General features: G+C 73.6%; 11 protein-coding genes and 2 pseudogenes. 6 read left to right on the top strand and 7 right to left on the bottom strand.

Going from position 1 to position 25,094, the window contains the following annotated elements; translation table 11 throughout:
* Positions 1–557: 557 nt before the first annotated feature.
* From DVA86_RS33400 to DVA86_RS33380, 6 genes and pseudogenes are all read right to left on the bottom strand, one after another.
* Positions 558–6,800, bottom strand: a pseudogene (locus DVA86_RS33400) (type I polyketide synthase); the annotation flags it as partial.
* Positions 6,801–6,847: 47 nt separating this feature from the next.
* Positions 6,848–9,457, bottom strand: coding sequence for an SDR family NAD(P)-dependent oxidoreductase (locus DVA86_RS33395; RefSeq protein ID WP_222623395.1), 2,610 nt, complete (start codon positions 9,455–9,457; stop codon positions 6,848–6,850).
* The gene (locus DVA86_RS35055) at positions 9,382–10,113 is read right to left on the bottom strand and encodes a hypothetical protein (protein ID WP_222623477.1); all 732 of its coding nucleotides are present in this window, start codon (positions 10,111–10,113) and stop codon (positions 9,382–9,384) included. Before DVA86_RS35055 ends, DVA86_RS33395 begins: the two co-directional genes overlap by 76 nt.
* A 254-nt stretch (positions 10,114–10,367) precedes the next feature.
* Complete coding sequence (locus DVA86_RS33390) at positions 10,368–10,814, bottom strand: VOC family protein (RefSeq protein WP_208883911.1); 447 nt, start codon at positions 10,812–10,814, stop codon at positions 10,368–10,370.
* Positions 10,811–11,821, bottom strand: a complete 1,011-nt coding sequence (locus tag DVA86_RS33385; RefSeq protein ID WP_208883910.1) for an AraC family transcriptional regulator — start codon at positions 11,819–11,821, stop codon at positions 10,811–10,813. Before DVA86_RS33385 ends, DVA86_RS33390 begins: the two co-directional genes overlap by 4 nt.
* A 72-nt stretch (positions 11,822–11,893) precedes the next feature.
* Complete coding sequence (locus tag DVA86_RS33380; RefSeq protein ID WP_208883908.1) at positions 11,894–12,757, bottom strand: helix-turn-helix transcriptional regulator; 864 nt, start codon at positions 12,755–12,757, stop codon at positions 11,894–11,896.
* Between the two features lie 100 nt (positions 12,758–12,857).
* Here DVA86_RS33380 and DVA86_RS33375 point away from each other — a divergent pair, with 100 nt between their 5' ends.
* The 4 genes from DVA86_RS33375 (at position 12,858) to DVA86_RS33360 (ending at position 16,379) form a co-directional block, all read left to right on the top strand.
* Positions 12,858–13,484 (top strand): YceI family protein, encoded by a 627-nt coding sequence (locus DVA86_RS33375; protein ID WP_208883906.1) that lies wholly within the window; start codon positions 12,858–12,860, stop codon positions 13,482–13,484.
* A 129-nt stretch (positions 13,485–13,613) separates the two neighbouring features.
* Complete coding sequence (gene htpX, locus DVA86_RS33370; protein WP_208883903.1) at positions 13,614–14,519, top strand: zinc metalloprotease HtpX; 906 nt, start codon at positions 13,614–13,616, stop codon at positions 14,517–14,519.
* Between the two features lie 97 nt (positions 14,520–14,616).
* The gene (gene pspAB / locus DVA86_RS33365; protein WP_208883901.1) at positions 14,617–15,204 is read left to right on the top strand and encodes a PspA-associated protein PspAB; all 588 of its coding nucleotides are present in this window, start codon (positions 14,617–14,619) and stop codon (positions 15,202–15,204) included.
* Between the two features lie 125 nt (positions 15,205–15,329).
* Positions 15,330–16,379 carry a baeRF2 domain-containing protein gene (locus DVA86_RS33360; RefSeq protein WP_208883900.1) on the top strand — a complete coding sequence of 350 codons (1,050 nt, stop codon included), beginning with the start codon at positions 15,330–15,332 and terminating at the stop codon, positions 16,377–16,379.
* A gap of 194 nt (positions 16,380–16,573) precedes the next feature.
* Here DVA86_RS33360 and DVA86_RS33355 read toward each other — a convergent pair whose 3' ends face one another.
* Positions 16,574–17,479: a class I SAM-dependent methyltransferase gene (locus DVA86_RS33355; protein ID WP_208883898.1), complete on the bottom strand. Its 906-nt coding sequence runs from the start codon at positions 17,477–17,479 to the stop codon at positions 16,574–16,576.
* On the opposite strand from DVA86_RS33355, the pseudogene DVA86_RS33350 reads away from it, so the two are divergent.
* Positions 17,478–17,861: pseudogene (locus DVA86_RS33350) on the top strand (GntR family transcriptional regulator); the annotation flags it as partial. The gene DVA86_RS33355 and the pseudogene DVA86_RS33350 overlap by 2 nt on opposite strands.
* Positions 17,862–18,121: 260 nt before the next feature.
* Positions 18,122–25,072, top strand: coding sequence for a type I polyketide synthase (locus tag DVA86_RS33345; RefSeq protein ID WP_208883897.1), 6,951 nt, complete (start codon positions 18,122–18,124; stop codon positions 25,070–25,072).
* The last annotated feature ends 22 nt before the right edge of the window (positions 25,073–25,094 follow it).

Here is a 25,094-nt window from a genome sequence, read left to right as displayed (position 1 = left end):
GACTGGTCACGCGCCATCCATGCACGTAGGCGGGGAAGTTCAGCGCATCGGGCGATTGTCGGACTGATCTCTTCAGCCGGACCGCGGGCTTCAGCATTCTCTGCGTGTGACGACACGACTCCGCCGGTGGCCGGCGGTCGTCGCCGCGGGCCTGGGGGTGGTGCTCGCGGCTGGACCGGCCCCTGCGAACGCCGCACCGCAGCCCCGCCCCGGCCCCGGCCTCAGCCCCGAGGCGCGCGCAGACGTGCGAGCCGACGGCGTACGTACCGACGGCGTACGCAGCGACCCGGCCGGAGGCATCCGGATCGGCGTCGGCACGCGCCACGTGCGCGCCGGGGTGACGGTGCGGCCGGGCGCGCCGGGCGGCTGCGGCGCGGTGGTCGAGGCGGGGGTGGAGCTGCCGGGCATCCGGGTCCGTGCGGGGGTGTACGGGCCGCCCTGTCCGTGGCCGCCCACGCCCCCGACGCCCTGTCCCTTATTCCCCTCCTCACCTGCCCACGCAGACTTACGCGTCGATCGCGGTTGTCTCCGTACACGTACAACCAACCCACACAAGAAGCACGAGCCCGCAACGCCTCCCCCGAACGCGCCGACAACACCCACGGAACCACCCCACCAGAAGCAGAGACCCCAACAGCCTCCACCCCCACCACCGGCGGCTCCTCAACAATCAAATGCGCATTCGTACCGCTGACGCCGAACGAGGAGATGCCGACGCGGCGCGGGTGCCCCTTCCGCTCCCACGGGCGGGCCTCCGCGAGCAGTTCCACGGCGCCGGCGGACCAGTCGACGTGCGGCGAGGGCTCGTCCAGGTGCAGCGACCTGGGCAGCAGGTCGTGCCGGAAGGCCTCGACCATCTTGATGACACCCGCCACGCCCGAAGCGGCCTGCGTGTGCCCGATGTTGGACTTGACCGAGCCGAGCCACAGCGGCTCCTGCTCCGGGTCGCGCTCCTCGCCGTACGTGGCGAGCAGCGCCTGTGCCTCGATGGGGTCGCCCAGTGTCGTACCGGTGCCGTGTGCCTCCACGGCGTCGATGTCGCCCGGCTTCAGGCCGGCGTTCGCGAGCGCCGCGCGGATGACGCGCTGCTGCGACGGGCCGTTGGGCGCCGTAAGGCCGTTGGAGGCGCCGTCCTGGTTGATCGCGGAGCCCCGTACGACGCCGAGCACCGTGTGCCCGTTCGCCTGCGCGTCCGACAGCCGCTCCAGCACGATCATGCCCGCGCCCTCGGCCATGCCCATGCCGTCCGCCGACGCGGCGAACGCCTTGCAGCGCCCGTCGCGCGCCAGGCCGCGCTGGCGGCTGAAGCCCACCAGCCCGATCGGCTCGGCCATCACGGCCGCCGCGCCCGCCAGCGCCAGCGTGCATTCGCCGCTGCGCAGCGCCTGCACCGCGAGGTGCGTGGCGACGAGTGACGACGAGCAGCCGGTGTCCATGGTCACCGCGGGGCCCTCCAGGCCCAGGGTGTACGAGATGCGGCCGGACGCGATGCTCGTCACCGTGCCGGTGATGAGGTGGCCCTCCAGGCCCTCGGGAGGTACGGCGGTGTTGCCGTAGCCCTGGTACGCGGCGCCGACGAACACGCCGGTCGCGGTGCCGCGCAGGCTCTTCGGGTCGATGCCGGCGCGCTCCAGCGCCTCCCACGAGGTCTCCAGCAGCAGCCGCTGCTGCGGGTCCATCGCGAGCGCCTCGCGCGGGGAGATCCCGAAGAACGCCGGGTCGAAGTCGCCCGCGCCCTCCAGGAATCCGCCCTCACGCGCGTACGTGGTGCCGACGGAGTCGGGGTTCGGGTCGTAGAGCCGCTCGATGTCCCAGCCGCGGTCGGTGGGCAGCGGGGACACGACGTCCATCTCGTCCCGTACGACGCGCCACAGGTCCTCCGGGGACTGCACGCCGCCGGGGAAGCGGCAGCTCATCGAGACGATGGCGATCGGCTCGTCGTCCACCACCCCGGCGGTCCCGGTCGGCAGCGGCTGTACGGCGACGCCCGCCGCGCCTGCCGTGCCCGACGCGGCGTCGCCGATGAGCTTGACGGCCAGATGTCCGGCGAGTGCCTTGACGTTGGGGTAGTCGAAGACGACGGTCGCGGCGAGCTTGAGGCCGGTCGCGGTGTTGAGCCGGTTGCGCAGCTCGACCGCCGTCAGCGAGTCGAAGCCCAGCTCCTTGAACGCGCGGGTGGCGGAGACGTCGGCGCTGTCGGTGAAGCCGAGCGCGCCCGCGACGTGGACGCGTACGAGGTCGGCGAGGGTGCGTTCGCGCTCTCCGGCGTCCATGGCCAGGAGCTGCGTCTGGAGGGACGCGGAGGTGCTCTGGGCGCCCTCCGCCTCGGCCTCGTCGGCCGCCATCAGCTCGGCGACCTCGGGCACCTCGTGCAGCAGCGGCCGGGAGTGGGTGGCGGTGAACACCGGCACGAAGCGCGGCCAGTCGATGTCCGCGACGGCGAGGAAGGTCTCGTCGTCGTCCAGGGCCTGTTCGAGACCCATGACGGCGAGTTCGGCGTCCATGAACGGGATGCCCCGCCACTTCAGCTGCTCCTTCACCACCTCGACGGCCATGCCGCCGCCCTCCGGGCTCCAGATGCCCCACGGGATGGTGGTGCCGGCGAGTCCGCGCGCGCGGCGGTGGTCGGCGAGCGCGTCGACGTACGCGTTGGACGCGGCGTACGCACCGTGGTCGCCGCTGCCCCACACGCCGGCGACGGAGGAGTAGAGCACGAACGCGTCGAGCCCGTCCCGGTCGAAGACGGCGTCGAGGTTCTGCGCGCCGAGGAGCTTGGCACGGGCGCCCTCGTCGAAGTCGTCCATGCCGACGTCCGCGACCGGCACCAGCAGGCCGTATCCGGCGGTGTGCACCACCGTACGGAACGCGGGGCCCGCCGCCTCCACCTCCTCGACGAGGCCGCGCACCTGCGCGCGGTCGGTGACGTCGCAGGCGGCGATGGTGACGCGGGCGCCCAACGCGGTGAGCTCGTCACGGAGTTCGGCCGCACCGGGCGCGTCCATGCCGCGGCGGCTGGTGAGCACCAGGTGCTCGGCGCCTCTGCGGGCGAGGAGCCGCGCGGTGTGCGCGCCGAGCCCGCCGGTACCGCCGGTGATCAGCGCGCTGCCGCTCGTACGCCACGGCTCGAGGGGCGTACGGGGCGTGGCGCGGGGCGTGCGGATGAGGCGGCGGTCGTAGCGGCCGGAGGGGCGCAAGGCGACCTGGTCCTCGTCGCCGCCCTCGGCGAGCTTCGCCGTCAGCAGACCGGCAACGGTGTCGTCCAGCGCTGCGGGCAGGTCGATGAGACCGCCCCAGAGCGGCGGGTGTTCGAGCGCGACGACGCGCCCGAAGCCCCAGACGGCGGCCTGCATCGGGTGGCACACGGGGTCGTCGGCGAGGCCGGTGGTGTGCGACTGCGAGGTGAGCATCCAGATCGGCGCCTCGACGCCCGCGCCGAGCATGCCCTGCGTGAGCGCGAGGGAGAGGGAGAGGCCGACGGTGACGCCCTCGTAGCCCGGCTGGGGCTGCTCGTCGAGGGCGAGGAGGGAGAGGACACCGCTGGGGTTGCCGTTCTCTCCGAGGGTGGCGCGCAGCTGCTCCGCCACGGCGCCGTTCTCGACGGCGGAGGTGTCCAGAGGGAGGACGCTGACGTGTCCGCCCGCGTCGGTCACCGCCTGCTGGACCTGCTGTACGAGTGCATCGTCCTGGTGCGCCGTCGGTACGGCCAGCAGCCAGGTGCCGTCCAGGGTGGCCGGTTTCGGGTTCTGCTGGGGGCGCCACACGATGCGGTAGCGCCAGCTGTCCACCGTCGCACGCTGCTGGCGGTCGCGCCGCCAGGAGGACAGCGCGGGCAGCACCTCGCCGAGCGAGCTGGGGTCGCTGATGCCGAGGGTGCCTGCGAGCGCGTCCAGGTCCTCCCGTTCGACGGTGTCCCAGAACTGTGCGTCCACCGGATCGGCGGCGGCAGTCGGCGCGTTGGGCACCTCCAGCCAGTACCGCTGACGCTGGAAGGGGTACGTCGGCAGATCCACGACGGCGGGCAGGTGCGCGGCGAACGCCGGGGCCCAGTCCACCTGTACGCCGTGCGCCCACAGGTGGCCGAGCGAGGTGTAGAAGCGGTCGAGACCGCCCTCGTCGCGGCGGAGGGTGCCGGTGACCGTGACCTCGGCGTCGACGGCCTCGGCGGTGTCCTGCACCGGCATGGTCAGGACGGGGTGAGGGCTCATCTCCGCGAAGGCGCCGTGGCCGTCTTCCACGAGGCTGCGGATGGCGGGCTCGAGCTGCACCGTGTGGCGCAGGTTGGTGTACCAGTATTCGGCATCCACACGCGTGTCGTCGTCCAGCCAGTCACCCGTGACGGTGGAGAAGAACGGCACCTCGGGCGTCCTGGGCTCCAGCGGCGCCAGAGCGGTCAGGATCGCCTCGCGGATCTCCTCCACGTGAGCGGAGTGCGAGGCGTAGTCCACCTCAATACGGCGCGCCCGGATCTCCCGCTGCTCACACGTCACCATGAGCTCGTCGAGGGCGTCCGCGTCACCGGAAACGACCACCGCGGAGGGGCCGTTGACGGCGGCGACCGAGATACGGCCCTCCCACGCGGCGATCAGCCCGTCCACATCCGTACGCGGCTGCGCGACCGACACCATCCCGCCACGGCCCGCCAGAGCGGTGATGGCCTGGCTGCGCAACGCCACCACACGGGCGCCGTCCTCCAGGGACAGTGCGCCGGAGACACAGGCGGCGGCGATCTCGCCCTGCGAGTGACCGACAACGGCGGCAGGCTGCACACCGTAGGAGCGCCACACCTCCGCGAGGGACACCATCACGGCCCACAGGACGGGCTGCACGACATCCACCCGGTCAAAACCGGGAGCACCGTCCACACCCCGCAGCACACCCGACAGCGACCAGTCCACGAACGGCGCCAGCGCCGCGTCGCACTCGGCGATGCGTGCCGCGAACACGGGTGAGGTGTCGAGGAGTTCGCGCCCCATGCCGACCCACTGCGCCCCCTGACCCGGGAACACGAACACCACGTCCGTGTCCGCTCCGGAGGTCTCGTCCACGCCGAGGGCCGCGCCCGCGGGCACCTCGCCGCGCGCCACCGCGCGCAGCCGGTCGAGGAGTTCGCCGGTGTCCGCGCCGGTCACCACCGCACGGTGCTCCAGCCCCGCACGTGCCACCGCGAGCGAGTGCCCGACGTCCGCCGCGCCCGCACCGGACTCCGCCACGTACGCGGCCAGCCGCTCCGCCTGCGCCCGCAGCGCCTCGCCCGAGCGCGCCGACAGCATCCACGGCAGCGGGCTGCCCGCCGGCGGCGCCGACGCGGCGGCCTCCTCCGCGGCGACGTCCGCCGCGGCCTTCGCCACGGCCGCGGCGACCTCGGCCTTCTCGCCGGTCAGCCCTTCCGTGGCCGCGGGCCCGTCGGCCGGAGGCGCCTGTTCCAGTACGACATGCGCGTTGGTGCCGCTGCCGCCGAAGGACGACACGCCCGCGCGGCGCGGTGCGTCGCCCGTGTCCGGCCAGGGCCGTGCCTCGGTCAGCAGCCGTACGGTGCCCTCTTCCCAGTCGACGTGCGGCGTGGGGTCGTCCGCGTACAGGGACTTGGGCAGGACGCCCTCCCTGATCGCGTGCACCATCTTCATGACGCCGGCCATGCCCGAGGCGGCCTGCGTGTGCCCGATGTTGGACTTCACGGAGCCGAGCCAGAGCGGCCGTTCGGGGTCGTGTGCCTTGCCGTACGTGGCACTGAGCGCGTCGGCCTCGATGGGGTCGCCGAGCTTGGTGCCGGTGCCGTGTGCCTCGACGACGTCCACGTCGCCCGGCTCCAGTCCGGCGTTCGCGAGGGCGGCGCGGATGACGCGCTGCTGCGACGGGCCGTTGGGCGCCGTGAGCCCGTTGGAGGCGCCGTCCTGGTTGATGGCCGAACCCTTGAGCACCGCCAGCACCTGGTGCCCGTTGCGCTGCGCGTCCGACAGCCGCTCCAGCAGCAGCACACCGACGCCCTCGCCCCAGCCCGTACCGTCCGCACCCGCCGCGAACGGCTTGCACCGGCCGTCCGGCGACAGACCCCGCTGACGGCTGAACTCCACGAAGTTGCGGGTGGACGACATGACGGTGGCGCCGCCCGCGAGCGCCATCGAGCAGTCGTCGTCACGCAGTGCCTGGATCGCGAGGTGCAGCGCCACCAGCGACGACGAGCACATCGTGTCGAGGGTGACGGCGGGGCCCTCCAGGCCGAAGTGGTAGGCGATACGCCCGGACAGGATGGCCGCCGAACCGCCGGTGAGGAGATGGCCCTCGACCTCGTCGGGCGCCATCGAACCGTCCACGGCGTAGCCCTGGTTGCTGGACCCGACGAACACGCCCGCCTTGCTGCCGCGCAGTGTCGCGGGGTCGATTCCGGCGCGCTCGAAGACCTCCCAGGCCGTCTCCAGCATCAGCCGCTGCTGCGGGTCCATGGCCAGCGCCTCGCGGGGCGAGATCTCGAAGAAGGGCGCGTCGAACTCGGCCGCGTCGTAGAGGAATCCGCCCTCCCGCACGTAGCTGGTGCCGAGCTGGTCCGGGTCCGGGTCGTACAGCCCGTCCAGGTCCCAGCCGCGGTCGGTGGGCAGCGAGCCGATGGCGTCGGTGCCTTCGGTCACCAGCCGCCACAGGTCCTCGGGGCTGCTGGCCCCGCCGGGCCAGCGGCAGGCCATCGAGACAACAGCGATGGGCTCGTGCTGCCGTGATTCGACCTCGGACAGCCGGCGGCGTGTCTGCCGCAGGTCGGTGGTGACCCGCTTGAGGTAATCGCGGAGCTTGTCCTCGTTGTTGTCCATGATGAAGCGTCAGCCCTTCAAGAATCGGGATGTCTGCACGTACTGGCTCAGGAGATCCCGAGTTCCCTGTCGATCAGATCGAACATGTCCTGGTCGGTAGCGGCCGCGACTTCGTCGTCGATGCCGTCGTCGCCGTCCTGCGGTACTTCTCCGTCCCACGCGCTCAGCAGCGCGCGCATGCCGTCGGCCATGGCCTGGCGGGCGGCGTCGTCCGGCGCCTCGCGGTAGGCGGCGTCCAGCTTCTGCAGTTCGGCGGGGAGACCGGAGTCGCCGCCGCCGTCGCCCTCCGGGAGCAGCTGTTCGCGGAGGTACGCGGCGAGCGTGGTGGGCGTGGGGTGGTCGAAGACCAGCGCGGCGGGCAGCTTGAGCCCGGTGGCGGCGCCCAGCCGGTTCCGCAGCTCCACGGCCGTCAGCGAGTCGAAGCCGAGCTCGCGGAACGCCCTGTCCGCCTTCACCTGGTCCGCCGAGCCGTGCCCGAGCACCGCCCCGGCCTCGCCCCGCACCAGGTCCACCAGCATCCGCTTCCGCTTGGGCTCCGGCAGCGCGCTCAGCTGCCGTACGAGCTCCGCGCCCGGGTCGTCGGCACCGCCCCCGGCCGCCTCGTCGCGCTCCCGCTCCCGCTGCTGCTCGGCGAGCAACTCCCGTACCTCGGGCAGCTCGTCCAGCAGCGGACGGTGGCCGCGGCTCGCGTACGCGGGCAGGAAGCGGTCCCAGCGGATGTCCGCGACCACGACGGCCGTCTCGTCCCGGTCCACGGCCTCGCCCAGTGCCCGTACGGCCAGCTCCGGTGCCATCTCCGGGACGCCGCGGCGGCGCAGCTGCTCCGCGACCTCCTCGTCGACCATGCCGCCGTCCGCCCACGCGCCCCAGGCGATGGACGTGGCCGTACGGCCTGTGGCGCGGCGGCGTTCGGCGAGCGCGTCGAGCTGGGCGTTGGCGGCGGCGTACGGGCCCTGGCCGCCGTTGCCCCACACGCCGGCGCCGGAGGAGAACAGCACGAACGCCTCCAGGTCCGCGTCCGCCAGCAGTTCGTCCAGGTGGAGCGCGCCGGCGACCTTGCCCCGTACGGTGGCCGCCGCGTCCGCCACGGATGTCTCCGCCAGCGGCCGCGCGCCGCCGACGACGCCAGCGGTGTGCATGACGGCTGTCAGCGGAAGGTCCGCGGGGATGCCGGCGAGCAGCTCCGCGAGCGCCTGCCGGTCGGCGACGTCGCAGGCGGTGACGGTGACGCGGGCGCCCAACGCGGTGAGCTCGTCACGGAGTTCGGCCGCACCCGGCGCGTCCATGCCGCGCCGGCTGACGAGCAGGAGGTGCTCGGCGCCCTCCCGGGCCAGATCGCGGGCCACGTGGCTGCCGAGCGCGCCGGTGCCGCCGGTGACGAGCACCGTCCCGTGCGGGCACCACTGCCGTACGGAGGGCGCGGCGCTGAGCGGCGCGCGCACCATACGGCGTGCGTGGACGCCGGACGGGCGGAGGGCGACGTCGTCCTCCGCGGACCCGGCGGGCGGCGCGGTGCCGTCCGCCTCCGCCTGCGCGTGCGTTCGGGCGTGGGCGAGGAGGGGCGCAAGGAAGGCCAGGGCGGCGGCCGTACGGTCCGGCTCGGTGCCGTCTGTCTGGGTTCCGTCTGTCCCGGTGCCATCCGCCTCGGGCAGGTCGATCAGGCCGCCGAAGCACTCCGGCTCGTCCAGCCCGAACACCCGGGCCAGCCCGCGTACCGCCGCCTGTGCGGGGCGGGCCGGCGGCTCGTCCGGACCGGTGGACACCGCGCCGCGCGTGACACACCACAGCGGGGCGGCGGGTACGGCACCCTGCTCGAGGGCCTGCGCGAGCGCCATCGTGGCGAGCAGGCCGCGGCTGACGCCGAAGCCGTGGGCACTGTCCGCCTCGTCCAGGGCGAGGAGGGAGAGGACACCGCTCGGGGCGTCGCTCTCCGCGAGCGCCGTACGCAACTGCTCCGCCACGGCGTCGCCTTCGACGGCGGAGGTGTCCAGAGGGAGGACGCTGACGTGTCCGCCCGCGTCGGTCACCGCCTGCTGGACCTGCTGTACGAGTGCATCGTCCTGGTGCGCCGTCGGTACGGCCAGCAGCCAGGTGCCGTCCAGGGTGGCCGGTTTCGGGTTCTGCTGGGGGCGCCAGACGATGCGGTAGCGCCAGCTGTCCACGGTGGCGCGCTGCTGGCGGTCGCGCCGCCAGGAGGACAGCGCGGGCAGCACCTCGCCGAGCGATGTGGAGTCGCTGATGCCGAGCGTCCCGGCCAGCGCCTCCAGGTCCTCCCGTTCGACGGTCTCCCAGAACTGCGCGTCCACCGGATCGGCGGCGGCAGTCGGCGCGTTGGGCACCTCCAGCCAGTACCGCTGACGCTGGAAGGGGTACGTCGGCAGATCCACGACGGCGGGCAGGTGCGCGGCGAACGCCGGGGCCCAGTCCACCTGTACGCCGTGCGCCCACAGGTGGCCGAGCGAGGTGTAGAAGCGGTCGAGACCGCCCTCGTCGCGCTCCAGCAGCTGCTCCGCCCGCGTGTACGCGGCGGACTTGTGGTGCCCGAGGAGCCGGGCCAGCAGCACGAGGTTCTCCGTGCCGGTCAGGTCCTCGTCCACCGAGGCGTACTGCCCGGTGAGGCTCCATCTGCTGCGGACGGCGTCGGCCTCGCGCGCCACCTCGTGGCCGAACCCCCGCCCCCCGCCGCCGTCCCCCCCGCGGAACACATGCCCCGACAGCCCCCCTCCCGTTCCGCCCTTCGCTGCTCCTCCAGCTGCTCCGCCAGCTGCTCCTCCAGCTCGTGCAGGATGAGCCGGGCGGGGCTGTCACCCGCGGCGGCCGCCTCACGCGTCCACTTGGCGGCCTCCTCCGTGTGGATCTCGCGCGTGACGGGGTCGGCGGCCCGTTCCGCGCGTTCGAAGGCGAGGCCCGCAAGTTCGCGGGCGCAGGGGCCGTCGCCCCGCTCCGCGCCCTGGCGCAGCCAGCGGCTGGCCTCCTGGCCGTGGCCGCGTTCCCGCAGCGAGATGCCGAGGTACTCGCAACTGCGGTCGTCCTTCAGCTTCTCGGCCGCCGTACGCCACCACCCCTCCGCGGCCTCCGTCTTGCCGAGGCCGCGCAGCCGTACGCCCGGTTCGTGCGGCGGAACGCCCGTACGCAGGGCTTCGAGCCGCCGCCACCACCTCAGAGCGTCCGTGTACCGGCCGTCGGCGGCGCACTCGACGACGACGTTGGCCGTGGCGCGGGCATCGCCCTGTTCGGCCAGTTCGTGCCAGATCGCCAGCGCCTCGTCCCGGTGGCCCTGCTCGGAGAGGGCCTGCGCGGTGTCGTTCCGCACGCTCGGCGCCGGGCCGGTGCTGTCGGCCGGAGTGTCGCGCCGGCCGGCCTGCCGCCCCCGTGCCTGCCTCTGGCTCCGCCCCTGCCCCCGTCCCCGTCTGAACCAGTTCGTCATGTCTCCCCTGCCCCGCCCCCCGCGGTGGTGACCAGGACAGCAGAAGGGCACTCCGGAGGGAAGGGGACATAACGGGTCGGAGGGGGTGAGGTGGTCGATGGGTGGTCAGATCCACGACCGGGTGGGCGCCGGAACGGCGGTCAGGCGCGCGGCTCCCCTGCGTAGACGCCGAACGACCACGAGTTGCCCTCGGGGTCCTTGGCGGAGAACTCGCGGTTGCCGTAGTCCGTGTCCTCGATCGGCCGGGGCATCTCGACGCCGGCCCCCCGCAGCCGTTCGTAGAGCTCGTCGACGCGCGCCGTCACGACGTACGCGCTGAACGATCCGGGCGCGCTGAGGCAGTCCGAGTCCTCCTTGTACGAGCCGAGCATGACGCCGCCGCCCTCGGGCCAGTCGAGCTGGGCGTGCGCCACCTTGTCGCCGTCGGCGTACACGGCTGTGCGCAGGAACCCGACGGTGCCGACCAGGAAGTCGATGAGGGCGGGTGCGTCGTGCGCCTGGAGGACCGGCCACACGGTCGGCGGGGGCGCGGTCCGAGAGGAGGTGCGGGCAGTGTCTGTCGTCGCGTTCGTGGTGGGTGTGTTCATGGGTCCCACTGTTCGTCGACATGGTGCCCGCCCGCTTGGATATTTCGGTGCTCTTCCGCGATCCACGCCGTCGGGCTCAGCCCGGTGTACTGGTGGAAGTCCCGCACCAGGTGCGAGTGGTCGTAGAAGCCGCAGTGCGCCGCGACGTCCGCGAGGTCCAGCGGCGCGCCGCGCTGAAGCGTCCGCGCGATCCGCTGCCGCGCGTGCTCGAACCGCATCAGCCGGCTCGCCTGCTTCGGGCCGATCCCCAGCTCCCGCCGGAACAGCGTGCTCAACTGCCGTGGGCTGAGCGCCACATGTGCCGCCAGCCCGTCCATCGAACCGCCCCCGCGGTGCCACGCCATCCACCGCCACGCCTCGGCCACCTCGGGCCGTACGCCCGTACGGCGCTCGTGGTCCTCCGTACGGGCGCGGAGGTAGTCGGTGAGCACCGTGAACCGCTCGTGCCAGCCGCCCAGTTCGCACAGCCGCTCCCGTACGAGCGCCGCGTGCCCGCCCAGCACGTCCGCGGCGTCCTCGGTGAGCGTGTACAGCTCGGCGGCGGGCATGCCGGTGAGGGTGCGGGCGGCGAGCGGGTGCACGGCCAGCTGGATGCCGGCCTCGTGGCGCGGCCGCCGTACGAACGCGGGCCGCTGGTGCAGACCGCCGAGGACGATGTCCGCGCTGTACGCCTCCGGGCCGCGCGCCTGCTCCGGCGTCTCGCCCGCCACGACCGGCTCGTGCAGCGAGAAGATCAGCGTCAGATACGGCGACGGCAGCCCGCGGTGGAGCCCGCCCTGCGGCTGGTCCTCCACGTGGTAACCGACGGCGGACGGGACCAGGCCGCCGAGCAGGCGCGGGGCGCGCACGAAGGCGTACGTGTCGGTGCCCGCCGTCGCGCCCCTCGCGTCAGCCGCCGCCTCAGCCCGTGCCTCCGTCCGCCCGTCCGCCCGTGCCTCAGTCCGCGCCTCCGTCCCGGCTGCCGCGCCGGGCGGCCGGTGTCGTCTCCGCCGGCTTTTCGCCACCATGCGGCCAGTATGCGACGGGCCACTGACACCGGCGCCGTGGACGGCCGCGGGCCCGGCCCCGTGCGCCCGCGGTCAGCCGCTGACCACGCGCAGCGCGCCCGGCTGGCGGCCCGTGAGCCGGTCGAGGGCGGCCGACGTGGCGTCGTCCGCCGGGAGGTGGACGATCAGGTGCTGGTCGTCTGCGTCCGGCAGCCCGAGGATCTCGTACGCGAGCCGCAGCTCGCCCGCGCCCGGGTGCGACAGCCGCTCGACGCCCGTACGGCGGGGCAGGTCGGTCACGCTCTCCAGCCGGTCGGCGAACGGCCGCCCCGCGGTGACCGTCAGCTCGTCGCACAGCTCCTGCGCGTGCGGATCGTGCAGCGTCAGCACGGTCTTGAGGCCCGCGATCTGCTCGTCGGCCATCCGCTCCCACTCGGGGTACGCGGCGCGGGCGCGCTCGTCGGTGAAGACGTACCGCGTGAGGTTGGGCGGGTCCGCGTCCAGCAGGCCGAGGGGACGGGCGAGTTGCTCGTACCCGGAGGTGTACGCGAGGAGGTCGCCGATCCGGTTGACCAGGGCGGCGGGCGACGGCTCCAGCTGGTCGAGCAGCGTCCGCACGGTCGGCCGCACCGTACGGCTCGGCGGGGGCGGCGACGACGGGCAGAGGGCCAGGGTGCTGCTGTCGTACGCCTTGACGAGGCGGCGCAGATGCTGCCGCTCCTCACCGGTCAGGCGCAGTGCCTCCGACAGCGCGCCCAGCACCTGCGCCGACGGGTTGCGGTCGCGCCCCTGCTCGAGGCGCGCCAGATACTCCACGCTGACCCCGGCCAGCGTGGCCAGTTCCGCTCTGCGCAGCCCGGGTGTACGGCGACGGGTGCCGCCGGGCAGCCCCACCTCGGCGGGTGTCACGGCCTCCCGGCGGGAGCGGAGGAACGCGCCCAGCTCGTTCTGGCTCACGCGCACAAGGTACGTCGGGGGGTGCCCGCGAGGGTAGCCCTGGCGGTGCCAGCCTCGGGGCGGCCTTCCTGTGTGCGGCGCGGGGCCGCAGCGTAGGGGCATGACTTCGGAAACCGGCACCCACACCAGTACGTCCACCAGCACGTCCACCACTACGTCCGTCAGCCCGTCCGTCAGCACGCCCGAGCCCGCCGATCTGCCGCTGGCGCCCGGCCGGTGGGCGCTCGACCCGTACCACTCCGCCGTCGGCTTCGTGATCCGCCACCTCGGGATCTCGAAGGTGCGCGGCCACTTCGCCCGGTTCGACGCCGAGTTGACGGTCGGCAGCACCGTCGACGACTGCGCGGTCACGGCCACCGTCGCCGTCGACTCGATCGACACCGGCAACGCCGACCGCGACGCGCACGTCCTGGCCCCCGACATGCTCGACGTCGCCCGCCGCCCCACGCTGGCCTTCCGCTCGACCCGTATCCGCGGTGAGGGCGCCGACTGGGTGCTGGAGGGCGAACTGACCCTGGGCGACGTCACGCGGAACGTGACGTTCGACGTCGAGTTCGGGGGCGCGGAGGACTCCCTCGCGGACGGCCGCCGGCACGCCGGGTTCGAGGCGAACGGTGAGATACGGCGCAGCGACTTCGGCCTCGACTTCGCGCCGGGCATCCTCGGGGACGTGCTGAAGATCCAGCTCGACCTGCAGTTCGTGGCACCGGAGCCGCAGGACGCTTAAGGCGGAACCGTAAGGCGGAAACCGTAGGGTGTGACCGGTCGTGCACGGCGGGCAAACAGCCCACTCCCGGACAAGGCGTACAGTCCGAAGAGGGGGGATGTCAGCCCGCGAGCACGACCGGAGGGCACCATGGCAGCAGCGCGTACCCGCTTCGCCCCGGACCGGGGGCTGACCAGCCGCATGACGGCCACCATGTTCCTGATCGGACTGCTGTACGTGGTCTTCGTCGGCGCGCTGATCGCGCTGGCGAAGGGCGCCTGGCCGCTGATCGTGCTGGTCGCGGGCGGGCTGTTCATCGCGCAGTTCTGGTTCAGCGACCGGATCGCGGCGTACAGCATGGGCGCCCGCGAGGTCACCCCCGAGCAGGCACCCGAGCTGCACGGCGCCGTGGACCGGCTGTGCGCGCTGGCGGACATGCCGAAGCCGCGCGTCGCCATCGCCGAGTCGGACATCCCCAACGCGTTCGCCACCGGCCGCAACCAGGAGAACGCCCTCGTTTGCGCCACCACGGGCCTGCTGCGGCGGCTGGAGCCGGAGGAGCTGGAAGGCGTGCTCGCGCACGAGCTGTCGCACGTGGCGCACCGCGACGTGGCGGTGATGACGATCGCGTCGTTCCTCGGCGTGCTGGCCGGCACCATCACGCGGATCGCGCTGTGGACCGGCCTCGTGGGCGGCGGCCGTAACAACAACAACCCGCTGCTCCTCCTCATACCGCTGGTCAGCGCCGTCGTATACGTGATCAGCTACCTGCTGACGCGGCTGCTCTCGCGCTACCGCGAGCTGACCGCGGACCGGGCCGCCGCGCTGCTGACCGGCCGACCGTCGGCGCTGGCCGCGGCGCTGACGAAGATCAGCGGGCAGATGGCCCGGATCCCGACGCGGGACCTGCGCAAGGCCGAGCCGTTCAACGCCTTCTACTTCGTGCCCGCCTTCTCCGGCCGCCAGAGCCTGGGTCGGCTGCTCTCCTCGCACCCGACCCTCGAGCAGCGCCTGAACCAGCTGAGCCACATCTCGGCGCAGCTGGGCCGCCCGTAAGGCGCCGTCCGTATGGAGCTGTCCGTATGGCGCCGTCCGTATGGCGCCGCGAGGGGGGCCAGCTCACCGCAACCGACCCACCCGGAGGAGCGCTCGCATGGGCTTCCTGGACACCCTCTTCGGCCGGTCCAAGCCGGTACGGCCCGACCTCGACCAGCTGTTCGGTCTCCCCTCCGCGGCGGTCACGCTGCGGGCGGCGGCCGGTTTCGCCCCGACCGGCCTCGGGTCGGTCTGCTTCGCCAGCGTCGAGGGCGGCGCCTTCGCGCAACTGCGGCAGGACGTACGGGCGCTGCTGGACGCGGACACCGAACGGGGCGGCATCCCGGTCGAGTTCAGCCAGGACACGTACGGCTACACCTGGTTGCTCTCCCGCCACCCCGCCGACGAGCCCGAGTCCACCGTCAACGACCTGCACGCCGTCAACACCCTCCTCCAGGACGGCGGCTTCGGCCCGCAGCTCCTCTGCTCCCTGATGGGCTTCGAGCGCACCGCCGACGGCCGCCCCCTCGCCCTCGTCTACCTCTACAAGCGCGGCACCTTCTACCCCTTCGCCCCGCTCCCCGGCGGCGCCGAGAAACGGGACAACGCGCTGGAACTGGAGATCCGCGCGACCGTCGCGGACGACCTCCGCGTCGAGCCGGACCTGTCCCGCTGGTTCCCGGTCTGGGGCGCGCCGGGGCTGTAGGCGGCCGGAGGGCCGGGGGCCGGCCGGCGGGCCCATCGGCCGTACGGGCTCCCGCCCTCCGTCACGTTTGCCGTCCCGTGTCCGGGAAACAGCGGCCACCAGGCAGAACGAAGGAGGAGACGACGATGGACCTCTCGAGGCTGCGCCCGGTGTACGAGCACGACGGGCCCTTCGCCACCGTCTACCTGGAGGGCCGCGCGCCCGCCGAGGACGCCGCGAAGCAGGTACGGCTGCGCTGGCAGGCGCTCCGGGAGCGGCTGGAGGCGGACGGCGCCGATCCGCGCGCCGTGGACGCCGCCGAGGCCGCGGCGCGTACGGACACCCCCGGCGAGGAGCAGGCCGACGGCCGCGTCATCGTGGCGCACCCGGAGGCCGGGGTCGTCCTCGACGAGCACTGGGACGCCGCACTCGGCGCCGGCGACGCCGCGCACTGGGGCCACCTCCCGGAGCTCGGCGCGTACGGGCGGGAGGCGGCACGCGCCGTACGCGCCCTCGTCGTGCTCGCCGACCGGGAGGGCGCGCGCGTACGGCAGGAGGTCGTCGCCGAACAGCACACGCCGGAGACCCGCGCCGACGAGGAGGTCGAGGGCGGCGCGCTGGAAGGCGTGCACAAGCCGCGCGAAGGCGGCCTCTCCCACCGCGTGATCCAGCACCGCGCCGAGAACGCCGTCAGCCGCAACGCACAGGACGTCGCCGACTACGTCGCCCGCACCGCCGACACCTTCCACCCGCGCGTGGTGATCCTCGCGGGCGAGGTGCAGGCCCGTACCGCCGTACGGGACGCCCTGCCCGCCCCGCTGCGCGACACCGTGACGGAGACGTCACGCGGCGGCGCCCACGCGGGCTCGTCGGACGAGGCGCTGACCGACGAGGTGCTGCGCATCGCCGAGCGCGAGAGCACGGCGGACGCGGAAGAGCAGGTGGACCGGCTCCGCTCCGGCCTCGGCCACGACCGCGCGGCGGAGGGCAGCCAGGCGGTCGGCGCCGCGGCGGAGATGGGCGCGGTGGACACGCTGCTCCTGGAGGACGGCGCGGCGGCCTCCCGCGAGGCGTTCCTGCTGCGGAACTGCGCGGAAAGCGCCTCCACCCTGACCGTCGCCCCGGCGGGCACGGGCCTCAAGGACGGCGTGGGCGCGCTGCTGCGCTTCCCGCTGGAGCAGTCGACACCGGGCTGACGGCGCGGCTCCCGGCTGCCTCCGCCAGGACTCCGTCCGTACGCGTGGGGCGTCGCGGTCGCGGTCCGCGTCGTCCGAGGTGCCGGACAGCGGGGGTTGCCCGTACGGCGGTTGCGCGCGGCGTCTGCGGCGTTCGGCGGGCTCCAGGGCGCAGGCCAGGAGCGCCAGCAGGGCGAGGGCGGTGAGTACGGCCGTCATGGGCGCGGGCGGGGCGGCCCGGGGCTGACCGCCTGGGCCTTGAAAAAGGTGTAGTGGAACGTGCCGTCGTCCTCCGCCGTCCGGCGCAACTCCGCCATCCCGCGCTCCCATTCGGCCCGCGTGGTCAGCGCGGCGGCCAGCGCGTCGTCGCGTACGCCCTCGACCATCGCCACGAACGTGTTCCGGGTGAAGCCCTCGACGAGCGCGGGCCGGGAGGCGTCGGCGTAGACCGTACGGGGGCGGACCACCACGTCGTCGTAGCCGGCCGCCGTCACCAGCGGGTGCAGCCGCCGCCCGATCAGCGCGTCGCCGCCCGCGGCGGCCTGCAGCCGTACGAGATGGCCGACGGCGGTGCGCGCTGCGGCACCGTCGGGGTGGAAGAACGCCGAACCGTGGTCCCCCTCGATCACCGTCAGCGTGCCGCCGGGCCGCAGCACGCGCCGTAGCACGGCCAACGCCCGTTCCGGATCCGGCAGATGCTCGAGCACGAAACACGCGAAGAGATGGTCGAACGAGGCGTCGGGGAAGGGCAGGTCGAAGAGGTCGGCGCGGGCCCACTCGACGCGCGCGCCCGGCGCGTGGGCGGTCACGCGGGCGCGGGCCCGCGCGAGGGAGTCGGCCGAGACGTCGACGGCGGTGAGGTGCGCGCCGGGGCTGCCGTCGACCAGGTGCACCGTCTGCGCGCCCACGCCACAGCCGATCTCCAGCACGCGGCTGCCCGTGGGGTACGCGGTGCCGGTGTGGAGGAGTGCGGCGAGGGTGTCGGCCTGGTCGGCGAGGCGGCGGGTCTCGTGGTCGGAGTACCCGTGGACGTAGTCGCGGGGAGCGGCGGTTGTGTTCACGGCGCTGTTCACGGGGGACTTCGCCGCGGTCTTCGCGGCTGTGTTCACGGCTGTGTACATGGCTTCAGGCTGGTGCGAGAATGGTCCGGTGAACAGGTCCAAAGGTGACCCACTTGACCGGTCCAAAAGGCCCGAGCCGCCCGGGCCGTCCGGTTCCGACTTCCTGCAGCTGGACGTCGGCGAGGCGCCGCCCGGCGGGCTCTCCGACTGGCTGGCCGGGCAGCTGCGGCACGCCGTCTCCGACGGCCGCCTCCCCGTGGGCAGCCGGCTGCCCGCCTCCCGCGTGCTCGCCGCGGAGCTGCGCGTGTCCCGCGGGGTGGTCACGGAGGCGTACCAGCGGCTGATCGAGGACGGGCACGCGGCGGGCCGTGGCCGCGCCGGAACGGTCGTCGTCGCGGCCCCGGTGGCGGTGCCGGCGCCCCCGCCGCCACCGGCCCCACCGCCCCCCGTGCCCCCCACCGCGGAACACCTGCCCCGAGACGTCAACGGCCACTGCTGGACCATGCACTCCGGATTCGCGGCGCGGGTCGCGAACATCGACGACCATCGGAAAACCCGCCTCGGCGGCCCGCCCGCCGAACGGCGGAGGCTCGACGCGCCGTCCCGGCAGGCGGTCTCGATCGAGAAACTGCGCCGGCTGGTGCCCGCCGTTTCCACGATGGGCTTCGGTCCCGGTTACCACCGCACGGTCATCGACAGGCGTTGCTGACGGGTGTCGGCCGGCTGCATGTGGATGGTCTGTCGCCGGACTGGGGTGTGCTGTTCGCGGGTGCCCGTACGGTTGCGCTGCCCACGTACGCCTTCCAGCGGCAGCGTTTCTGGCTTGAGCCGTCCGACCCCGGCGGCACCTCCGGCGGTCAGGCTCGGGCGACGGATTCCGCGTTCTGGGCCGCCGTCGAGCAGGGGGACGTCGATCAGCTCGCGCGGAGTCTCGACCTGGACCGTTCGCTGCTGGCGCCGGTCGTGCCCGCGCTCGCGGACTGGCACCGGGACCGGCAGCAGCACGCGACCACGCAGTCCTGGCGTTACCGCGAGCTGTGGAAGCCGCTCGGCGCACTGCCCGACGCGCCCGCGCCGTCCGGACGCTGGCTGGTCGTCGTACCCGAAGGGCTCGGCACGGAAGACCCGCTCCTCTGCGGCCTGTTGGAGGCCCTGGGCACCACGGAGGCGTATGCGCCCCGCACGCTGGCGCTCGGCGCGGGCCACGACCGCGAAGAGGTCGCCCGCCTGCTGCACGGCGCGCTCGGCGACGCCACAGAAGCCACCGTCGGTGTTCTGTCGCTGCTGGGCCTCACCGGCGAGGTTCCCGTACGGCTCGCCCTCACCAACCACCTCGTTCAGGCGCTGGCCGGGCGCGACGACCCGCTGCCGCTGTGGGCTGTGACCACGGGGGCGGTCTCCACGGGGCGTTCGGACCGGCTTCGTGACCCGTACCAGGCCGCCGTCTGGGGCCTCGGGCGCGGCGCCGCGCTGGAACACCCCGCCGTGTGGGCCGGTCTGATCGACCTGCCCGAGCAGCCGGACGTACGGGCGTGGGCGCGCCTCCGCGCCGTACTGTCCGACACGCCCGAGAACGAACTCGCCATCCGTACCAGCGGCGTGCTCGCCCGCCGTATCGTCCGCGCCCCCGCCGCCGAAGGCGCCGACGGCACACCCGGCACGCCGGGCCCCGCCCTCGCCCACGCCGGCACCACGCTGATCACCGGCGGCACCGGCACCATCGGCGTCCAGCTCGCCCGCAGGCTCGCCGGGGAGGGCGCGCGGCACCTGCTGCTCGTGAGCCGCCGAGGCCCCGACACGCCCGGCATCGACGCGACCGTCGCCGAACTCACCGAACTGGGCGCCCAGGTCACCGTCGCCGCCTGCGACCCCGCCGACCGCGACGCGCTCGCCGGCCTCCTGGCGGAGGTGCCCGCCGACCGGCCGCTGACCGCCGTCTACCACGCCGCCGGTGTCCTCGACGACGGCATGCTGCACACGCTGGACGAGGGGCGTTTCGCGGCTGTTCTGCGCGCGAAGCTCGACGCGGCGGTGCAGCTGGACGAGTTGACGCGGGGCGCGGACCTGACCGCGTTCGTGCTGTTCTCGTCGATCGCCGGGGCGCTCGGCTCGGTCGGGCAGGCAAACTACGCCGCCGCCAACGCCGCACTCGACGCCCTCGCCCAGCGCCGCCACGCCGAGGGGCTGCCCGCGCTCTCCGTGGCCTGGGGCCCGTGGGCGGGCGGCGGCATGGCCGAGGACCCCGCCGTCCTCGCGCGGCTGCGGCGCGGCGGACTCACCCCGATGGAGCCCGCGCCCGCACTGGCCGTTCTCGGTGCGGCGCTGCGGGAGGGCGAGACGCAGCTCGTCGTCTCCGACATCGACTGGGGCACGCTGGCCGCCGGACAACGGACGGCGGGAGAGCAGACGGCGGGGCAGCAGGGCGGCGTACGCCCGCTGTTCCGCGAACTGCCCGAAGCCGCGGCGGCCGCGACCACGGGCGACACGCCCGGGACCGACCTGCGCGGCAGGCTCCGCCCGCTGGAACCCGCCGAGCGTGAACGGGAGTTGCTGCGCCTCGTACGGGAGCGTGCCGCCGCCGTGCTCGGCTACCCCGGCCCGGAGGCCGTCGAGCCCGGACGCGCCTTCCAGGACCTGGGCATCGACTCGCTCACCGCCGTCGAACTGCGCAACGCCCTCACCGCCGAGTCCGGCCTCACGTTGTCCGCCACCCTCGTCTTCGACCACCCGACCCCGGCCGCGCTCGCCGGCCACCTGCTCGCCGAACTGCTCGGCGACGAGGGTGCGGTGGCGGGCACGCCGGCCGGAACGGGCGACACGCCCGGCGCCGTCGACGAGCCCGTCGCCATCGTCGCCATGAGCTGCCGTATGCCCGGCGACATCACCTCGCCCGAGCAGCTGTGGGACCTGGTGGCCTCCGGCGCGGACGCCATCGGCAACTTCCCCGAGGACCGGGGCTGGGACACGGACGCGCTGTACGACCCGGACTCCCGGCGCAGCGGCACCAGTTACACCTCACGCGGCGGCTTCCTGCCGGGCGCCGCCGAGTTCGACCCGGCGTTCTTCGGCATCTCGCCGCGCGAGGCGCTCGCGATGGACCCGCAGCAGCGGCTGCTGCTGGAGACATCCTGGGAGGCCGTCGAACGGGCGGGCATCGACCCGCACACGCTGCGCGGCAGCCGCAGCGGCCTGTTCGTCGGCTGCGCGTACCAGGGCTACGGCGCGGCCGCCGACGACGTACCCGAGGACGTGCACGGCCACCTGCTGACCGGCAGCGCGGGTAGCGTCGCGTCGGGCCGCATCGCGTACACGCTGGGCCTGGAGGGCCCGGCGGTGACGGTGGACACGGCGTGTTCCTCGTCGCTCGTGGCGCTCCACCTGGCCGCACAGGCGCTGCGCAGCGGCGAGTGCGATCTGGCGCTCGCGGGCGGCGTGACGGTGATGTCGACACCCGCGTCCTTCGTGGAGTTCAGCCGCCAGGGCGGACTGGCGCCCGACGGGCGGTGCAAGGCGTTCGCCGACGAGGCCGACGGCACCGTGTGGTCGGAGGGCGTCGGCATGCTCCTCGTGGAGCGCCTGTCGGACGCCCGCGCGAAGGGGCACGAGGTGCTGGCCGTCGTACGCGGCTCCGCCGTCAACCAGGACGGCGCGTCGAACGGTCTCACGGCCCCCAATGGGCCTTCGCAGCAGCGCGTGATCCGTGCGGCGCTCGCCCAGGCGGGGCTGACACCGGATGACGTGGACGCGGTGGAGGCGCACGGCACCGGAACGCCGTTGGGTGACCCGATCGAGGCGCAGGCGCTGCTTGCCACGTACGGGCGCGAGCGGGACGCGGAACGGCCGCTGTGGCTCGGCTCGGTGAAGTCCAACGTCGGGCACACGCAGGCCGCCGCCGGTGTCGCCGGAATCATCAAGATGGTGCAGGCGATGCACCACGAGCGGCTGCCGCGGACGCTGTACGCGGACGCACCCTCCTCCCACGTGGACTGGTCGGCGGGCGGCGGTGCCGTACGGCTGCTCAGCGAGCCGGTGGAGTGGCCCGTACGGGAGGGGCACGTACGGCAGGCCGGCGTGTCGTCGTTCGGGCTCAGCGGCACCAACGCGCATGTGATCATCGCGGCACCCGACGCGGAAAACGCGCACCGTACGGAGGCGCCGCAGCCCGTCGGCACCACGGGCGACGCCGAGTGGGTGCCGTGGCTGCTGTCCGCGCGGAGCGCGGACGCGCTCCGCGCACAGGCGGCACAACTGGCCGCGCGACTCGCCGGAACGGACGACGACGCGTACGACGTGGCGCGTGCGCTGGCGACGACCCGTTCGCGTTTCGAGCACCGTGCGGTGGTCGTCGGCGCGGAGCGCGACGAACTGCTCGCGGCTATTGAGGCGTTGGCGAACGGCGAGCCGCACGCGCACGCGGTGGCGGGTACGGCGCTGGGCGAGGGCAAGTCGGCGTTTGTATTTGCGGGTCAGGGTGCGCAGCGGCTGGGGATGGGGCGTGAGCTGTATGAGGCGTTCCCGGTGTTTGCGGAGGCCTTTGATGAGGTGTGTGCGCATCTGGATGGGGAGCTTGAGCGGCCGCTGCGGGATGTTGTTTTCGGTGCGGATGCTGGTGCGCTGAGTGAGACCGGGTTTACGCAGCCTGCGTTGTTCGCGTTCGAGGTGGCGCTGTTCCGGCTGGTCGAATCCTGGGGTGTGCGTCCGGACTTCCTGGTGGGTCATTCCATTGGTGAGTTGGCGGCGGCGTATGTGGCGGGTGTGTGGTCGCTTGCGGATGTGTGCCGTCTGGTTGCTGCCCGTGGGCGGTTGATGCAGGCGCTTCCCTCCGGTGGCGGAATGGTTGCCGTCGAAGCGTCCGAGGGTGAGGTGCTGCCGCTGTTGGAGGGGCGCACCGACCGGGTGTCGATCGCCGCTCTGAACGGGCCGCAGTCCACGGTGGTTTCGGGTGCCGAGGATGCGGTGGAGGAGATCGCGGGGCACTTCCGTTCGGAGGGTCGCCGTACGAGTCGTCTCTCTGTCAGCCACGCCTTCCACTCCCCGCTCATGGAGCCGATGCTGGCGGACTTCCAGCGCGTCGCGGAGTCGGTCGAGTTCCGCGAACCCGTCCTCCCCGTGGTGTCGAACCTGACGGGCGAACTCGCCACGGCGGAGGAGCTGTGCTCGCCCGAGTATTGGGTGCGGCATGTGCGTGAGGCGGTGCGCTTCGCGGACGGTGTGACCACGCTGGCCGAACATGGCGTGCAGCGTTTCGTGGAGATCGGCCCGGACGGCACGCTGACGGCGATGGCGCAGGCCTCCGTCCCGGCCGAGGCGGCACTCGTACCGTTGCTGCGGAAGGACCGCCCCGAGGCGCAGGCGCTGCTGTCCGGTCTCGCGAGTGCCTTCGTACGCGGTGAACACGTTGACTGGACGGCGCTGTTCGCCGGTCGCTTCGGCCGTACGGTCGCGCTGCCCACGTACCCCTTCCAGCGCGAGCGCTACTGGCTCGTCCAGCGGCCCTCCGCCGGAGGCGGCGCAGGGGGCGCGTCGGCGGAGTTGGACGCGCCATTCTGGGACGCCGTCGAGAAGGACGATCTCGAGTCGCTGGCCGGTGAGCTGGCCATCGACCGGTCCGCCCCCTGGGGCGAGGCGCTGCCCGCTCTGGCGTCGTGGCGGCAGCGCCGCCGCGCCCAGTCCGAGGTGGACGGCTGGCGCTACCGCGTGACCTGGCAGCCGCTCACCGGCACGCCCGGCGCCGGACAGCTCACCGGCCGCTGGCTGCTGCTGGCCCCGGAGAGCGCGGAGCTGCCCGAGGGCCTGGACGGTCTCGCGGATGCTCTCGGTACGGGCGTCGAGACGGTCTCCGTGCCTTCCGGCGCCGACCGTACGGTGCTCGCCGACCGGCTGCGAGCCGCGCTGTCGGCCGAGGGCGCGGAGCCCGTGAGCGGCGTCCTGTCGCTCCTGGCCTGTGCTGCCCCCGCAGCGGACGGCACGGGACGCGTTCCGGCGGGTCTGCGGGAGACGGTGGCGCTCGTACAGGCGCTCGGTGACGCTGAGTTGGGCGCGCCCCTGTGGACGCTGACGCACGGTGCTGTCTCCACCTCCCGTACGGAGGCCGTCGCCGACCCGGCCACCGCCGGAGTGTGGGGTCTGGGCCGTGTGGTGGCGCTGGAACACCCGGAGCGGTGGGGCGGTCTGGTGGACCTGCCCTCGCGCGCTGACGACCGTACGGTGGCGCGTCTCGCCGCCGTGCTGGAAGGCGCGTCCGGCGAGGATCAGGTGGCGCTGCGTGCGTCCGGTGCCCTCGTACGGCGCGTCGTGCGGGCGGGTGTGCCGGAGGGTTCCGTACGGGAGTGGACGCCGGGCGGCACCGTACTGATCACAGGTGGCACTGGCGCGCTGGGCGCGCAGGTGGCCCGCTGGGTGGTCGAGCGGGGTGCCGAGCACGTCGTACTGACCAGCCGCCGCGGTGCCGAAGCGCCCGGCGCGTCCGACCTCGAACGCGAACTCGCGGCGTCAGGCGCCCGCGTGTCCCTCGTCGCCTGCGACGTCACCGACCGCGACGCCGTCGCCAAGCTGCTCGCCGAGCACCCGGTGAACGCGGTGGTCCACGCGGCGGGCGCACTCGACGTCGGCACGGTCGACGAGCTGAACGAGGACGCACTGGCCGCCGTGTGGCACGGCAAGGTGCAGGGCGCCCTCCACCTCCACGAACTGCTGGGCACCCAGGAATTGGACGCGTTCGTCGTGTTCTCGTCCATCGCCGGTGTGTGGGGGAGCGGCGGCCAGGCGGCGTACGCGGCCGCAAATGCCGCTCTGGACGCGCTCGTCGAGGCGCGCCGTACGGAAGGGCTCGCCGGTACGTCCGTGGCCTGGGGCCCCTGGGCCGAGGCGGGCATGGCGGCCGACGACGACGCGCAGGAACAGCTGCGCCGCCGCGGCCTCAACCCGCTGGCCCCCGAGGGCGGGCTGCGCGCACTGCAGCGCACCCTCGACGTACAGGACGGCTGCGTGGTCGTCGCCGACGTCGACTGGACGCGCTTCGCCGCCGCCTTCACCAGCCGCCGCAGCGCACCCCTGTTCGCCGAACTCCCCGAGGCGGCGGACGCCTCCGCGCGCGCGGAGGGCGGCCCCGCCGCGGACGGCGAGGCCGGAAGCGAACTCCTGCGGCGCCTCGCCGACGCCTCCGCCGAGGAACGGGGCGAGACGGTGCTCACCGTCGTACGGTCCTGCGCCGCCCGCGCGCTCGGCTACGGCGACCCGAAGGCGGTGGAGGCACAGCGCGCCTTCAAGGATCTCGGCTTCGACTCGCTGACCGCCGTCGAGCTGCGCAACCAGCTCAGCGCGGAGACCGGAGTGGCGCTCCCCGCCACCCTCGTCTTCGACCACCCGACGCCGGCGGATCTGGCGCGGCACGTCACTGACCAGCTCTTCTCGGAGGAGACCGAGGACGGTGCGGCGGTGATCGCGGATCTGGAGAGGATCGCCACAGCGATTTCAAGATTTTCCCCAGACTACGACGCCCGGCCGGTCATCGAGGCCCGTCTACGACGCATGCTGTCGGAGCTAGGTGCCTCGACTCAGGACGAACAGAAGGCCGAGGTCTCCCAGCAGCTGGACACGGCCTCGGACGACGAGATCTTCGATTTCATCAATCAGGAACTCGGACGCTCCTGACGGGCCGTGGAGACCGTTCCAT

This window comes from Streptomyces armeniacus, from assembly GCF_003355155.1.
In the GTDB taxonomy this organism is placed as follows: Bacteria; Actinomycetota; Actinomycetes; order Streptomycetales; family Streptomycetaceae; genus Streptomyces; species Streptomyces armeniacus.
Note: the sequence above shows the minus strand (reverse complement) of the source record. Positions and strands in the feature narration are given on the sequence as shown.